Source organism: Massilia sp. IC2-477 (assembly GCF_020707265.1).
In the GTDB taxonomy this organism is placed as follows: domain Bacteria; phylum Pseudomonadota; class Gammaproteobacteria; order Burkholderiales; family Burkholderiaceae_D; genus Telluria.
On record NZ_JAJFEQ010000013.1, the window covers coordinates 14,496 to 29,176 of the forward strand.

General features: G+C 64.6%; 15 protein-coding genes. 6 read left to right on the forward strand and 9 right to left on the reverse strand.

Annotated features, from left to right (window positions below; genetic code table 11):
- Positions 1 to 20 precede the first annotated feature (20 nt).
- From LK542_RS21580 to LK542_RS21590, 3 genes are read right to left on the reverse strand one after another with little or no spacing between them, the layout of a single operon-like run.
- Entirely contained in the window at positions 21 to 1,760 is a 1,740-nt protein-coding gene (locus LK542_RS21580) for a GMC oxidoreductase (protein WP_227813535.1), read from the reverse strand.
- A gap of 30 nt (positions 1,761 to 1,790) precedes the next feature.
- Positions 1,791 to 2,390, reverse strand: coding sequence for a gluconate 2-dehydrogenase subunit 3 family protein (locus LK542_RS21585; RefSeq protein WP_227813536.1), 600 nt, complete (start codon positions 2,388 to 2,390; stop codon positions 1,791 to 1,793).
- Positions 2,391 to 2,430: 40 nt separating this feature from the next.
- Positions 2,431 to 3,333 (reverse strand): AraC family transcriptional regulator, encoded by a 903-nt coding sequence (locus LK542_RS21590; protein WP_227802115.1) that lies wholly within the window; start codon positions 3,331 to 3,333, stop codon positions 2,431 to 2,433.
- Between the two features lie 262 nt (positions 3,334 to 3,595).
- Here LK542_RS21590 and LK542_RS21595 point away from each other — a divergent pair, with 262 nt between their 5' ends.
- Together LK542_RS21595 and htpG are read left to right on the forward strand one after the other, a co-directional pair.
- Complete coding sequence (locus LK542_RS21595) at positions 3,596 to 4,435, forward strand: DUF1080 domain-containing protein (protein ID WP_227813537.1); 840 nt, start codon at positions 3,596 to 3,598, stop codon at positions 4,433 to 4,435.
- A gap of 105 nt (positions 4,436 to 4,540) precedes the next feature.
- Complete coding sequence (htpG, locus tag LK542_RS21600) at positions 4,541 to 6,460, forward strand: molecular chaperone HtpG (RefSeq protein ID WP_227813538.1); 1,920 nt, start codon at positions 4,541 to 4,543, stop codon at positions 6,458 to 6,460.
- A 99-nt stretch (positions 6,461 to 6,559) separates the two neighbouring features.
- Here the strand turns inward: htpG and LK542_RS21605 are convergent, their stop codons facing one another.
- The 6 genes from LK542_RS21605 to kynU are packed head-to-tail and all read right to left on the reverse strand — an operon-like array spanning position 6,560 to position 11,375.
- Positions 6,560 to 6,958 (reverse strand): GFA family protein, encoded by a 399-nt coding sequence (locus tag LK542_RS21605; protein ID WP_227813539.1) that lies wholly within the window; start codon positions 6,956 to 6,958, stop codon positions 6,560 to 6,562.
- Positions 6,955 to 7,494, reverse strand: coding sequence for a GNAT family N-acetyltransferase (locus LK542_RS21610; RefSeq protein ID WP_227813540.1), 540 nt, complete (start codon positions 7,492 to 7,494; stop codon positions 6,955 to 6,957). The genes LK542_RS21605 and LK542_RS21610 overlap by 4 nt, the downstream gene beginning before the upstream one ends.
- A complete protein-coding gene (locus tag LK542_RS21615) occupies positions 7,491 to 8,042 on the reverse strand; it encodes an alpha/beta hydrolase (protein WP_227813541.1) in 552 nt (183 codons plus the stop codon). The genes LK542_RS21610 and LK542_RS21615 overlap by 4 nt, the downstream gene beginning before the upstream one ends.
- Before the next feature lie 57 nt (positions 8,043 to 8,099).
- On the reverse strand, positions 8,100 to 9,212 hold the full coding sequence (locus LK542_RS21620) for an acyltransferase (RefSeq protein WP_227813542.1): 1,113 nt from the start codon (positions 9,210 to 9,212) through the stop codon (positions 8,100 to 8,102).
- 54 nt (positions 9,213 to 9,266) lie between these two features.
- Positions 9,267 to 10,109: a tryptophan 2,3-dioxygenase gene (gene kynA / locus LK542_RS21625; RefSeq protein ID WP_227813543.1), complete on the reverse strand. Its 843-nt coding sequence runs from the start codon at positions 10,107 to 10,109 to the stop codon at positions 9,267 to 9,269.
- Between the two features lie 9 nt (positions 10,110 to 10,118).
- Positions 10,119 to 11,375: a kynureninase gene (gene kynU / locus LK542_RS21630; RefSeq protein WP_227813544.1), complete on the reverse strand. Its 1,257-nt coding sequence runs from the start codon at positions 11,373 to 11,375 to the stop codon at positions 10,119 to 10,121.
- A 636-nt stretch (positions 11,376 to 12,011) separates the two neighbouring features.
- Between kynU and flhD the strand changes: the two genes are divergently transcribed.
- The 4 genes from flhD (at position 12,012) to motA (ending at position 14,670) form a co-directional block, all read left to right on the forward strand.
- Positions 12,012 to 12,329 (forward strand): flagellar transcriptional regulator FlhD, encoded by a 318-nt coding sequence (flhD, locus tag LK542_RS21635; RefSeq protein WP_027863769.1) that lies wholly within the window; start codon positions 12,012 to 12,014, stop codon positions 12,327 to 12,329.
- Positions 12,330 to 12,393: 64 nt separating this feature from the next.
- Entirely contained in the window at positions 12,394 to 12,942 is a 549-nt protein-coding gene (gene flhC / locus LK542_RS21640) for a flagellar transcriptional regulator FlhC (RefSeq protein ID WP_227802124.1), read from the forward strand.
- Complete coding sequence (locus LK542_RS21645) at positions 12,939 to 13,676, forward strand: methyltransferase domain-containing protein (protein ID WP_227813545.1); 738 nt, start codon at positions 12,939 to 12,941, stop codon at positions 13,674 to 13,676. Before flhC ends, LK542_RS21645 begins: the two co-directional genes overlap by 4 nt.
- A 139-nt stretch (positions 13,677 to 13,815) precedes the next feature.
- Entirely contained in the window at positions 13,816 to 14,670 is an 855-nt protein-coding gene (gene motA, locus LK542_RS21650) for a flagellar motor stator protein MotA (RefSeq protein WP_227802126.1), read from the forward strand.
- The last annotated feature ends 11 nt before the right edge of the window (positions 14,671 to 14,681 follow it).

Below are 14,681 nucleotides of genomic sequence, written 5' to 3' on the forward strand. Positions count from 1 at the left end.
CTTGTCTCCGTTGTGTGTGATCAGATCTTCCCGGCCTTGAGCTGGTCCACCGCGTAGGCGCAGGCGCGCGCGGTCAGCGCCATGAAGGTCAGCGAGGGGTTTTGCCAGGCGCTCGACGCCAGCGAGGAACCGTCGGTGACGAACAGGTTGGGCACATCGTGGGCCTGGTTGAAGCCATTGAGCACCGAGGTCCTGGGGTCGCGTCCCATGCGCGCGGTTCCCACCTCGTGGATCGCCAGGCCGGGCGGGAATTCGGTTTCGCTCTGCTTCCCCTTGCGTACATCCTTGAGGCCGAGGTCTTCGAGGATGTTGCCGGCAGTATCGGCCATGTCCTCGCGCATCTTGCGGTCGTTCTCGCCGTGAGTAATATCGACGTGCAGCTGCGGCATGCCCCACTTGTCCTTTTTGCTCGGGTGCAGGCTGACCTTGTTCTCGAAGCGCGGCAGCATTTCTCCCTGCCCGTACAGGTGGAAGTGCCAGGGGCCGGGCTTTCTCAGCATGGCCTTGAAGTCCTTGCCGAAGCCGGGTTTCCAGGTTGCCGACTGCCAGCCCTCGCGCGATGCGCTGCCCGCCAGCGCATAGCCGCGCAGGAAGGCCGGGTGGCGGTCGACCACGTTGCGAAAGCGCGGGATGTAGGTCGCGGTCGGACGGCGGCCGCGGTAATAATCGTTCTCGAATCCCTCGACGCGGCCGCTGGCGCCGGCGGCCCACAGGTGGTCCATCAGGTAGTGGCCGAGCACACCGGAGGAATTGGCCAGGCCGTTGGGGAAGGCGCTCGAGGTCGAGTTCAGCAGGATCGCGGTCGAGGCCAGGGTCGAGGCGCACAGCAGCACGACCCTGGCGTGGAATTCGCGCGTCTCCATGGTCTCGGCATCGATCACCCGCACCCCGGTGGCGCGGTTGGTCTTGGGGTCGTAGATCACGCTGTGCACGATGCTGTCGGTGGCGATGCGCAGGCGTCCAGTCTTGAGCGCCGCCGGCAGGGTCGAGCTCTGGGTCGAGAAATAGGCGCCGAAGGAGCAGCCCCGGTGGCACTGGTTGCGCGCCTGGCAGGGCGCGCGGCCCTGCGCCAGGTGCGCGTCGCCGGCCTTGTTCAGGTTGGCGGTACGGCCGATGATCATGCGCGCCGGTGCGTATTTGAGGTCGAACTGCTTTTTCAGCGCCAGTTCGACGGTATTCATCTCGAAGGGCGGCAGGAATTCGCCGTCCGGCAGCACGGCCAGGCCTTCCTTGCTGCCGCTGATGCCGACGAAGCGCTCCACGTGGCTGTACCAGGGCGCCAGGTCGGCATAGCGGATCGGCCAGTCGGTGCCGTGGCCGTCCTTCAGGTTGGCTTCGAAGTCCAGGTCGCTCCAGCGGTAGGACTGGCGCGCCCACATCAGCGACTTGCCGCCCAGCTGGTTGCCACGGATCCAGCTGAACGGACGGTCCGCCGGCGTCGAATAGGGCATGTCGCGGTCGTTGTTGAAGAACTGCTTGGTGTGCTCGTCGAAGGCGTAGCACTGGCGCTGGACCGGGTACTGTTCCTCGGCCACCGTGGCGTCGACCCGGCCGCGGTTGGGCATGGCCCACGGGTCCTTGTTCTCGCCGATGTAATCGATGCCATGCTCGACCGGCCGGCCGCGCTCGATCATCAGGGTCTTGAGTCCCCGCTCGGTCAATTCCTTGGCGGCCCAGCCGCCAGTGATGCCCGAGCCGACGACGATCGCGTCGAACTGTTCGGGACTGCTCTTGATGTAAAACGAGGAGACTGGTTCCATGGGCGGCGGCAGGTAGAGGGTTGGCTGGTGTCAGATTGCCCAGTTGCGGGTCGAGCGGGTGAGCTTGTAGTTGCCCTGGAAGCCGCCGGGAATGGGCAGGTAAGCCAGCTCGCGCGTGGCGCCGGCCTCCGAGGTGTAGTAGGCAAAGGCGACATAGCCCTTCAGCTGGCGGAAGAATGCCTGGCCATCGGCGTCGAAGGGGGCGCGGCCCCTGTCCATGGCTTGCAGCAGGGCGACCTGGCGCGCTGCCGGCAGGGCGCCGAAGCGCCGCCCGCCCTGCGCCTGCGCAGCCGCCTCGATGCGGGCCAGCCCGGCCTTGAAGCGCGCCTGTTCGGCCTCCAGGGAGCACACCTTGAGCAGGTGGTCGATGACCTGGTGCGCGCCGACTTCCAGGGCGCCGGGGGTGTCGGTGCGGGGGATGATCAGTTCGGCCAGCACGCCGGTCAGCTGCAGTTCGTCGCGGGTGAGGAGCGCGGGCTGGTAGGCGGCGCCGCTCCTGGCTGCCGCCACGGCGGCGAGCACCTCGCCGCTGGAGGCCAGTCCGGACAATCCGGCCAGGCCGCACAGGGCGCCCAGGCGCAGCAGGGCCGAACGACGTGGCTGGGCGGCGGTAGCGGGAGGGTTCGGCATGGCTTCTTCTTTCTGTGCAAAGGTCATGGCGGTGCGCTGATCAAGCCGACGGCGCGGCGGCGGGGCGTGCGCCCAGGGCGCGTCCGGCGGCCAGCGACAACTGGTACTGCTTGGGCGTGATCCCGACGATGCTGCGGAACTGCTTGGTGAAGTAGCTCTGTCCGCCGAAACCGGTGGCCAGCGCGACCCGGGCGATGCTGCTGGCGCCGGGGAGCAGGCGGCAGGCTTCGTGCACCTTCATGTGCAGCACGTACTGCTTGGGCGTGAGCGAGAAGTGCTCCTTGAACTTGCGCTCGAAGGTCGACAGCGACATGCAGGACAGCCGGGCGAGGTGGTCGATGCTGATGTTTTCCGTCAGGTGTTCCTGCACGTACTCGACGCAGGCCTTGAATTCATGGAAGGGCGCGATCGTGTCCTGCGAACGGCGGGCGTCGCGCGAGAAGCCTTCGATGCCGACGATCGCCCCCTCGCGGTTGCGGATCGGGACCTTGGTGGTGAACAGCCAGGTCAGTTCGCCCTTGCCGCCGTCGATCACTTCCAGCTTGTTCTTGACGCTGACGCCAGTCTCCATCACGGCCAGGTCGTCGGCGCGGATGCGGTCGGCGATGTCGCGCCGGAAGAAGTCGTGGTCGGTCTTGCCGAGGATGTCCTTGACGCCCGCCAGCGCATGCTGCTCCTGCAGCAGGCGGTTGCCCCAGACGAACTGGCCGGCCTTGTTCTTGGCAAAGTAATAGGTGTCGGAGAGCGTGTCGAACAGGATGCTCGGGGTCGAGATGCCCTGCGCGGCGAAGAAATTAGCGCATTCCTCGCGCGTCGCCGAGGAGGAGCCAAGGGATGGCGCACGCCCGGCGCGCTTGCGCTCGCTGCGCTCCTTGCGTTCGGCGTGCTCGGCGGGCGAGCCCATGGCAATGACCATGCCCATGCCAACGACGATTGTGCTCATCCTGCCTGTCTCCGATCTTGTGGCGGAACCGCGTGCTCGTTGCCGATGCCGGATTCCTTATGGGGAAATAGTAGCATTCTGAAAAGTTTAAGAGTGTCAATAAATCGGAAAAATTTATAACGAATTCGGCAAGCTGACTCGGAGTGGTAGCGCTATCAACATTGCCCGTGCTAGATTGACATCGCCCGTACGGACGGGCTGCTCGCGCCACCGCGGCGACATTTTTCGGCGAACACGTATTTATAAGAGAAGGAGACTCCCGATGACCCGTTTTTCCCCGGCCCGCAGGGCTGCCGTCCCCCGTCTTGCCCTGGCCGGCATCCTGGCCGGCGCGATGCTCCTGTGCGCGCCGCTGCATGCCGCCGAGGCCGGATGGACCTCGCTGTTCAATGGCCGGGACCTGTCCGGCTGGACGACCTGGGTCAGCATGCAGCCGACTTCCCCGAACATGAAGGTGCCGACCTCGGTGCGCGGCTTGAACAAGGATCCGCGCAAGGTGTTCTCGGTGGTCGACGGCATGCTGCGCGTCTCCGGCGAGGAGTGGGGCGCCATCACTACGGTGGGCGACTACGAGAATTTCCACCTCAGGTTCGAGGTCAAGTGGGGGGCCAGGAAGTGGGCGCCGCGCCTGGATGCGCCGCGCGACAGCGGGCTGCTGTATTACGCGGTCGGTCCCGAGGGCGCCGAGAGCGGGCACTGGATGCGCAGCCACGAGTTCCAGATCCAGGAAGGCGATTGCGGCGATTACCACAGCCTGGACGGCGTAACGGTCGATGCGCACGTGGGCGACGCCAACCAGGGCGACTGGAAGTTCTTCCGCTACGACCCCTCGCTGCCGCTGCGCACCGGCTTGAAGGCGCGCATCCTCAAGCGCGGCAACTTCGAGAAGCCGACCGGGGAATGGAACACGATGGAAGTCATCGCCGACGGCAAGACGCTGATCCACATCGTCAACGGCCAGGAGGTGCTGCGCGCCGAGCGTCCGCGCCAGGAAGTGGGTGGCCAGATGGTCCCGCACACACGCGGCAAGTTCTCGCTGCAGTCGGAAGGTGCGGAGACCTTCTTCCGCAACATCGAGGTAAGGTCGCTTGGGTTAAAATAATTGCAATATTGCAGCTATGAACAGGAGGGGCTTGAAATCCTCGTTGCTGTCCCTATATGGCTGCAATCCGTATTTTTTTAACCCAGACCCACCACGAGGAACAAGATGGCAGTCGCCGAAAAAGAAACCCTTGGCTTCCAGGCAGAAGTAAAACAGCTGTTGCAGCTCATGATTCACTCCTTGTACTCGAACAAGGAGATCTTCCTGCGCGAACTGATCTCGAACGCGTCCGACGCGGCCGACAAGCTGCGCTTCGAGGCGATCAACAACGACGCCCTGTACGGCAACGACCACGAGCTCAAGATCAAGGTCGCTTTCGACAAGGATGCGCGCACGATCACGATTTCGGACAACGGCATCGGCATGAGCCGCGACGAAGTCATCTCCCACCTGGGCACCATCGCCAAGTCGGGCACCAAGGAATTCTTCAGCAAGCTGTCGGGTGACCAGCAGCAGGACGCGGCCCTGATCGGCCAGTTCGGCGTCGGTTTCTACTCGGCCTTCATCGTGGCCGAGAAGGTCATCGTCAACACCCGCCGCGCCGGCGCCTTCGCCTCGGAAGGCGTGCGCTGGGAATCGACCGGCGAGGGCGACTACAGCATCGAGCAGATCGAGAAGCAGGGCCGCGGCACCGACGTGATCCTGCATCTGCGCGCCGGCGAGGAAGAGCTGCTCTCGAGCTGGAAGCTGAAGTCGATCATCCGCAAGTACTCCGACCACATCTCGCTGCCGATCGTGATGCAGAAGGAAGAGTGGGACGAAGAGAAGAAGCAGACCTTGCTGAAGGACGAACTCGAGACCGTGAACCAGGCCAGCGCGCTGTGGGCCCGCTCGAAGTCGGACGTCACCGAAGAACAGTACAACGAGTTCTACAAGCACGTCTCGCACGACTTCCAGGACCCGCTGGCCTACACCCACAACCGCGTCGAGGGCCGCAGCGAATACACCCAGCTGCTGTTCGTGCCGAGCCACGCCCCGTTCGACCTGTGGGACCGCAACAAGCGTGCCGGCATCAAGCTGTACGTCAAGCGCGTGTTCATCATGGACGACGCCGAGCAGCTGATGCCGACCTACCTTCGCTTCATCAAGGGCGTGATCGATTCAGCAGACCTGCCGCTGAACGTCTCGCGCGAGATCCTGCAGGAGTCGCGCGACGTGCGCGTGATCCGCGAAGGCTCGACCAAGCGCGTGCTGGGCATGCTGGAAGAGATGGCCAACTCGGAAGAGCAGGCTGGCAAGGACAAGTACGTCACCTTCTGGAAGGAGTTCGGCCAGGTCCTGAAAGAGGGCATCGGCGAGGACGCGACCAACAAGGACCGCATTGCCAAGCTGCTGCGCTTTGCCTCCACCACCAACGACTCGGATGTGCAGAACGTCTCCTTCGGCGACTACATCGGGCGCATGAAGGAAGGCCAGGACAAGATCTACTACGTCACCGCCGACAGCTACACCGCCGCGAAGAACAGCCCGCACCTGGAGATCTTCCGCAAGAAGGGCGTCGAAGTGCTCCTGCTCACCGACCGTGTCGACGAATGGATGCTGTCCTTCCTGACCGAGTTCGAGGGCAAGGAACTGGTGTCGGTCGCCAAGGGCGGCCTGGACCTGGGCGCGCTCGAGGACGAGGCCGAGAAGAAGGAACACGCGGAAGTCGAAGCCGGCTACAAGGAGCTGCTCGAGAAGATGAAGGGCTCGCTGGGCGACAAGGCCAAGGACGTGCGCGTGAGCTTCCGCCTGACCGATTCGCCGGCCTGCCTGGTCGCGGACGAGAACGAGCTGTCGGGTAACCTGCTGCGCATGCTGAAGGCGGCCGGCCAGAACGCGCCGGAATCGAAGCCTATCCTCGAGATCAACCCGAACCACCCGCTGGTGACGCGCCTGAAGTACGAGGATGCGGGCGGTACCCGCTTCACCGACTGGTCGCACATCCTGTTCGACCAGGCCCTGCTGGCCGAAGGCGGCAGCCTGAGCGATCCGGCTTCCTTCGTGAAGCGCCTGAACGAGATGCTGCTGGCGACTGCCAAGTAAGAACGAACCGGGGCCGCGAGCCCCGGTTTTTCATTGTGTCCGCACGCGGTTTCTCGTAGGGTGGTCGGCGGAGCCGACCACCCTACCGCTTTTGATGGATCAAAGATGCCGGACTTCGGCGGGCGGCGTTACCCAATTGTCGTTGCGCCCGTCGAGATAGCGCACCGGCGCCGCCACCAGGTCTTCTACCGGCAGGTCGTCGAGGCAGGCCAGCACCACCGCATGGAAGGCGCCCAGCGCCGGCGATTCTCCCGTCGAGAAGGTATTGATGCCGCAGTTCCCGCAAAAGTAATGGGCGTCGCGCCGCGTGTGGTAGCGGTATTCGCGCAAGGCCTCCGCGCCGCGGGTCAGGCGGAAGGCGCTGGACGGCACCTGCGCCGCCCAGAAGCGCATCTTGCTGCAGATGGTGCAGTTGCACTTGATGGTGCCGGACTGGATGTCCAGCTCGGCCTCGAACCCGACGCTGCCGCAGTGGCAGCTGCCGTGGTAGGTCTTCATCGCTGCTCCATATCGCGCGTCGCGGCAAACGCCGATGCGCCGATGTCGTACACCGCCACCGTTTGGCCGTGCCAGACCTCGTCGCCGCGGTAGCGCATGCCGAGGCGCGCCATCACCTTCGCCGAATCGGCGTTGTCCGGATGGCAGATCGCCGCCAGCGAGGGCGCCCGCAAGTCATCAAAAGCAAAGGCGGCCATGCGGCGCGCCGCCTCGCTGGCGTAACCGCGCCCCCAGCGGTCCGGACGCAGGCGCCAGCCGATCTCGTGCTCGTTGGCGGGATCGTGGCCGAGGTGCTGGATGCAGCCGGCGCCGACCAGTTCTCCCGTCTCCTGTTCGATGAAACTCCACCAGGAATGGCCGAACTGCTTCCAGCGGCCCTGCACGCGTTCGATCATGGCCGCCGTTTCGTCCGGCGTCTCGGGTCGGCCGCTGATGTAGCGCTGCACCACCGGGTCGGCGTTCAGCACGCGCAGGCCCTCGTAGTGCTCCGGGGCGATCGGTTCCAGGCGCAGGCGCGCCGTATGCAGGACCGTCATGTGCTGTGCCCGATCTGGTCGCAGAATTCCTGCAGCAGGCGTTCGCCTACCGGCCACGGGCCGTGGCCCGAGGCGCCGTTGATGTGGCCGGCGTCGCCGATGCGTACCAGGCGGCTGCCCCAGGCGCGGGCAAAGACGTCGGCGCGCTCGTTCGTCACGTATTCGTCATTCGTGCTGCTGACGACGACGCTGGGAAAGGGCAGGGGCGCGAGCGGGATCGGGGCGAAGCCGTTGACCGGTACCGGATAGCTGGACGCCTCGACGTCGCTCGGCGCCACCAGGAAGGCGCCACTGACTTTCAAAGGCGAACGGCTGGCCGCCCAGTGCACCGCCAGCATGCAGCCGAGGCTGTGCGCGACCAGGATAGGCGCGCCCTTGCAGGCAGCGATGGCGGCGTCGAGCTCGGCGACCCATTCTTCACGGTCCGGGGAGTTCCAGTCACGGTGTTCGGCCTTGGTCCAGGCCGGATAGCGGGCCTGCCACAGGGTCTGCCAGTGTTCGGGTCCGGAATTCCACAAGCCGGACAGGATCAGTACATCGCACTTCATCGCCTGCTCCCTTGAAAGAAGATCAAGGTCGATTGTACGTCGAAAGCGCGACGCGCATCAGGCGGCGGAGCGGTCGGCCGCGACGCCGCGCGGCGCCAGCAGGCGCTCGAAGCAGGCGCGCCAGGCCGGGCGGCGTCCTTCCGTCACGGCGCCCAGCACGATGGCGGTGGCGGCGATCGCAGCAAGCAGTACCAGGATGCCGCCAGCCGTGCTCCGGCCCGGATAGAACAGCTGCCACAACCCGATCACCAGCGCATGCGAGAGGTAGAGCGTGAAGGTGTGCGAGGCTAGATTGCGCACTGGGCGCGCCACGCGCAGCAGGGCCGTGAAGCCGGCGTCGCGCGCGCAGGCGAAGTTGGCCAGCACGATGAGGCACAGCAGCCAGTCGCCGAGGTAGCGGTCGGCGCTGCCCAGCGGCAGCGCGGCATAGGGCCAGATGGCGTTGCCGAGCGCGCGCAGCTGCTCTTCCAGGTGCAGGCCGACCCAGGCGCCAAACAGCAGCACGCTGGCCAGCCAGCCGATCCGCGCTGCGTGCACCCCCAGCCAGGGAGCGCGGTAGCTGCGGCACAGCCAGGCGCCGGCCAGCCAGACCGGCAGCAGCAGCCACAGTTTGTAGCCCATGAAGCTCAGCGCCAGCGCCAGCATCAGGATGCGGCGCCGGCCGCGCAGGTAGCAGGCCAGGCCGAACAGCAGGTAGTACCAGGCCTCGTAGCCGAGCGACCAGTAGGGCAACATGTAGGGCGGGGTTTCCGCCAGGGTCCAGTGCCCGCCGAGGAACAGCAGGTGCAATGGCAGGTACACATACAGCTTGTCGAGCACGTAGGCATTCGGCGGGACCACGTCCGTGAAGCTGCGCACGGCGGCGGCGGCGGCCAGCGCCAGCAGCAGGATCGGCAGCGCCACCGAATACACGCGCGACAGGCGCGCCGCCGCGTAGGCGCGCGCCGAGGGACGGCGCTGGGCGGTGCTGGAGGCGATCACGTAGCCGGACAGCACGAAGAACACCATCACCGCTTCGCGCCCCATGTGCGGCAGCAGGCCCCAGGCCCCTTCAGGAATGACGCCGAAGTAGCTGATGTGCGCGAGCACGACCACGACCGCGGCGGCAAAGCGGGTCAGGTCGAGGTAGAGTGAGAAGGGCTGCCCGAGGGCGGGCGGGGCGGCTTGCATTGTTTCTTGTAATCATGAAAACAATGCGATGATACACCGCCCGCGCGCCGTGGATTAGAGTGCGGTTCGCAGCGCGAACAATTCCGGGAACAGCACCACGTCGAGCATCTTGCGCAGGTAGCTGGCGCCCGAGGTGCCGCCGGTGCCCTGCTTGAAGCCGATGATGCGTTCGACCGTGGTGACGTGGCGGAAGCGCCAGAAGCGGAAGGCGGTCTCGAGGTCCACCAGCTTTTCGGCCAGCTCGTACAGCGCCCAGTGGTGCTCGGTATCCTGGTAGACCCCGAGCCAGGCCGCCTTCACGCTCTCGTCCAGCTGGGTCGGCCGGGTCGGATCAAGGGCCAGGCGCTCGGGCGCGATGGCAAACCCGCTGCGATGCAGGAGCATCACCGCCTCGTCGTAGACCGAAGGCGCGTGCAGCTCGCGCTCGAGGATCGCGTGCGCCTCGGGCGACTTCTCGTGCACCGCCAGCAGGTTCGGATTCTTGTTCCCGAGGATGAATTCGAGCTGGCGGTACTGGAAGGACTGGAAGCCGGACGAGGCGCCCAGATAGGGGCGGATCGCCGTGTATTCGGGCGGCGTCATGGTGGCCAGCACATCCCAGGCGTGCACCAGCTGGTCCATGATGCGCGCCACCCGCGCCAGCATCTTGAAGGCGGGGGCCAGGTTGCCCTCGCGGATGTTCTGGCGCACGGCCTGCATCTCGTGCAGCATCAGCTTGATCCACAGCTCGCTGGTCTGGTGCTGGATGATGAACAGCATCTCGTTGTGGTTGGGCGAGAGCGGGTGCTGGGCCGACAGGATCTGGTCCAGGCCCAGGTAGTCGCCATAGCTCATCGACTCCTTGAAGTCCAGCTTGGCGCCGTGCCACTCGGCGCGGGTGCTTGCTTTGTCGTTCATCGCGCTTCCTCAGGTGACTGCGCTGCGCTCGAGCGCGACGTCGTAGGCTTGGTTGTCGAGGATGTCCTTCAGGATCGCCACCGCGTCCCACACGTCGGCGAAGCTGGTGTAGAGCGGGGTGAAGCCGAAGCGCATGATCTCCGGTTCGCGGTAGTCGCCGATCACGCCGCGCCCGATCAGGGCCGCCATCACCGCGTAGCCATGCGGGTGGGTGAAGCTGGCCTGGCTGCCGCGCCGGGCATGCTCGCGCGGCGTAACGAGGCCCAGCGGATGCGCGGAACAGGTGGCTTCGACCAGCTCGATGAACAAGTCGGTGAGCGCCAGCGATTTTCTGCGGATCGCGTCCATCGTGGTTTCCTCGAACACCTCCAGCCCGCACTCGACCAGGGCCAGCGAGACCACCGGCTGGGTGCCGCACAGGGCGCGCCCGATCCCCTCGCAGGGGGCGAAGCCGTGCGACATGGCGAAGGGTTTGGCGTGGCTCCACCAGCCCGTGAGCGGATGGGCAAACGCCGCCTGGTGGCGCTGCGGCACCCAGATGAAGGCCGGGGCGCCCGGGCCGCCATTCAGGTATTTATAGGTGCAGCCGACCGCGAAGTCGGCTTCCGCCGCGTGCAGGTCGACCGGCACCGCGCCGGCCGAATGGGCCAGGTCCCACACCGCCAGCGCGCCCCTGGCGTGGGCATGGCGGGTGAGGGCGGCCATGTCGTGCTGGTAGCCGGTGCGGTAGTTGACGTGGGTGAGCATCAGCACGGCGCAGTCGGCGTCCACCGCGGCCGGGATCTCGTCCACCGAGTCGACCAGGCGCACCTGGTAGCCGCGGTCCAGCCATTGGGCCAGGCCTTCCGCCATATAGATATCGGTCGGGAAGTTGCTACGTTCGGTGACGATGGTGCGGCGGGCCGCGTTCGGGCCGGACGCCTGGATCTGCAGGGCCGCAGCCAGGGCCTTGAACAGGTTGAGCGAGGTGGTGTCGGTGACCACCACCTCGCCTGCCTTCGCGCCGATCAGCGGCGCCAGGCGGTCGCCCAGGCGCTTGGGCAGCTCGAACCAGCCAGCCGTGTTCCAGCTCTTGATCAGGTCCTGGCCCCATTCGCGCGCCACCACCTCGTGGACACGGCTCGATGCGGCTTTCGGGCGGGCGCCGAGCGAATTGCCGTCCAGGTAGATGACGCCGTCGGGCAAATCGAAGCGCTCGCGCAGCATGCGCAGGGGATCCTGCTGGTCGCGCGCGACGCAGTCGGCGCGGGTAATCTGGGTACTCATTAAATTTCCTTGTGGGGCAGCGCGCGCAGGATGGCCAGGACCGGGCTGGCATCCATGCAGCGCCTTGGATCAGTCGAAGCTTGAAGCTTTTGTCAGTCTCGCAGTGTAGCAAGTTCCAGTAGCCGCCGTCCTCTTTTGTTGACTTTACGATAAGTTTTGGCGAGCGCAAAAAAAATTCAAAATTTTTTCTCAAGAACCCTAAAGTTCCCCAACCCCCTGCCGTTACCCTTTCCAGAAGCGCGGTAAAGGGTCTTGAAAAATATTTTCAAAAAACCCTAAAGTTCCTACCGGACGCTCCGTTAAGAGAGTGGAGAGGGCAGCAAAAGATTGAAAAAATATTTTGCGAAAACCCTAAAGTTCTCCAAAAGCTTGACGTAAACCGTATCAAGCGCACGACAGAAGCAGCGTCGCGCACCACAATTTGGCCGGTTTCCCGGCACCTTCCCAAGCCCCTTCTTCATAGGGGCGCCAGAGTGATCCAAGCGGGTTTGTCAGACAAACTCCTACGGGTCACGTCAGTCGTTCCCGGACGAAAAATACAGACTTTGTCCAATTCCTCAAAAGTTGCCCCACGGTCAGAATCTATCTCATCGGCAACACGCAAGTCGCCGAACCAACGGAACCCGGAGATAGAAAATGACGATGAACGACATGATGGCTGAAATCCGCGACGCGAACCTGAGCTACCTGATGCTGGCCCAGCAAATGATCCGCGCCGACAAAGTCACCGCTATCTTCCGTCTCGGCATCTCCGCCGACATCGCCGAGCTGATCGAAGGCATGAGCAACGCCCAGATCCTGAAACTGGCAAGTGGCAACATGATGCTGGCCCGCTTCCGCTTCGACGACACCGCCATCCTGTCGATGCTGACCAGCCACACCAAGGAACGCAGCCTGGCCCAGTCGCACGCCGCCATCCTGATGGCCGGCCAGCCTGTGGAAGAGATCGTATAAAATCCTGCCAGACGCGGTCCCGTCGGGATCGCCCATCAAGAAGTAACACAGGCGGGAGCAGCACATGAGCAAGAAAAGCGTCGTTTCGGAAGCCCAGGAAATCCAGCTTGCGATCGAACTGATCAACCTGGGGGCGCGCCTCCAGCTGCTCGAAACCGAAGTCTCGCTGTCGCGCGAGCGCCTGCTCAAGCTGTACAAGGAACTCAAGGGCGTCTCTCCGCCCAAGGGCATGTTGCCGTTCTCGACCGACTGGTTCCTGACCTGGCAGCCGAATATCCATTCCTCGCTCTTCATCAATATCCATAACTTCCTGGTCGAGCATGCCGGCGCTACCGGCATTCAGGCGGTGATGAAGGCGTACAAACTCTACCTCGAACAGATGCCACCCGAGCCGGGCGAAGAGCCGCTGCTCTCGCTCACGCGCGCCTGGACCCTGGTACGTTTCTTCCAGAGCAATATGCTGGTGCTGGCCTCCTGCCAGAAATGCCAGGGCAAGTTCGTCGTCAACTCCCTCGATCTGAACGCCGGCTACCTGTGCGGCCTGTGCCACATGCCTTCGCGCGCCGGCAAGACCCGCAAGGCCAAAGAAGCTGCGGCCAACGGCGGCGAGTGAAGCCTGCCGTCGCGGCCCTGCTGCTGCAGGTCGCCGCCGTTCCGCTGACATTGAGCGCGACCTGGCTGCTGGCCAGCAGCGGCATCCCGATGTCCTATGCCGGCGTCGCGCTGCTGCAGGGCGTCTTCGCGCTTGTATTGACGTGGTGGCGCGGCCTGGCCGCCTGGTGGCGCCCGATTGGCTTCCTGTTCCCGCTGGCGCTCGTCGGCGCCTCCCGCCTGGACATCCCGCCGCCGGTCTTCCTGGCCGTGTTCCTGTTCCTGCTTCTCCTCTATTGGTCGACCTACCGGACCCAGGTGCCGTACTACCCGTCCAACCGGCGCGTGTGGGAGGAGGTGGCGCGCCTGCTGCCGGAGGGGAAGGCGCGGGTGATCGATATCGGCAGCGGCCTGGGCGGGCTGGTGCTGGACATGGCGCGCCGCCCCGGCGTCGAAGCGACGGGGATCGAGCTGGCGCCGCTGCCCTGGCTGGTAAGCAGCCTGCGCGCACGCCTGAGCGGAAGCCGGGCGCGTTTCATCCGCGGCGACTATCACCGCCTCGATTTTGCCGACTACGACCTGGTGTTCGCCTACCTGTCGCCGGCCGCCATGGACGCCCTGTGGCGCAAGGCCAAAGGTGAAATGCGGCCGGGCGCGCTGCTTGTCAGTTACGAATTCGGCATTGACGATCGTTTACCGAACCGTACCGTCTATCCCACAGAGGGCGGCCCCGCCCTCCATATCTGGCACTTTTAGGCGACAAAACCGGCCTTTTTGCTTGCCGCTGGGCCGTTCTCCGGCTAGAGTGGTTCCTTGCGTCAACTTTGCTTGAAATCACTATTTTGATAGAGCCAGCCGGACGGTCCATTCCCGGCTTATCTGGAGCGGAATTCCCTTGTTAGTCATTATTGGTTACATCGTCGTCTGCGCCTGCGTGTTCGGCGGCTTCGTCTGGTCCGGCGGCCACATCGCGTCGCTGTGGCAGCCGCTCGAGCTCCTGATGATCGGCGGTGCGGCCGCGGGCGCCTTCTTCGTCGGTAACACGATGAAGTCGGTGAAGGCGACTATGAAAGCCCTGCCGAGCATCTTCAAGGGCTCGCAGTACACCAAGGACATGTACATGGAGCTGATGGCGCTGCAGTTCGACGTGCTGTCGAAAGTGCGCAAGGAAGGCCTGATGTCGATCGAAGGCGACATCGAAGCGCCGGAAGCCTCGCCGCTGTTCTCCAAGTATCCGGCGGTGCTGGCCGACCACCACATCATCGAATTCATGACCGATTACCTGCGCCTGATGGTGTCGGGGAACATGGACGCGATGCAGATCGAAAACCTGATGGACAACGAGATCGAGACCCACCACCACGAAGGCGCGATCCCGGCCCACGTGATCGCCAAAGTGGGCGACGGCCTGCCGGCCTTCGGTATCGTGGCGGCCGTGATGGGCGTGGTCCACACCATGGAGTCGGTGGGCCTGCCGCCGGCCGAACTGGGCATCCTGATCGCGAAGGCGCTGGTCGGTACCTTCCTCGGCATCCTGCTGGCCTATGCGTTCGTCTCCCCGCTGGGTAACGTGCTGGAACAGAAGCTGGAAGAATCGACCAAGATGTTCCAGTGCGTGAAGGTGACCCTGCTGGCGAGCCTGAACGGCTACGCGCCGGCGCTGGCCGTCGAATTCGGCCGCAAGGTGCTGTACTCGACCGAGCGCCCGAGCTTCGCCGAGCTCGAAGAGCACATCAAGAAGAAGAAGTAAGCCGTGATGCC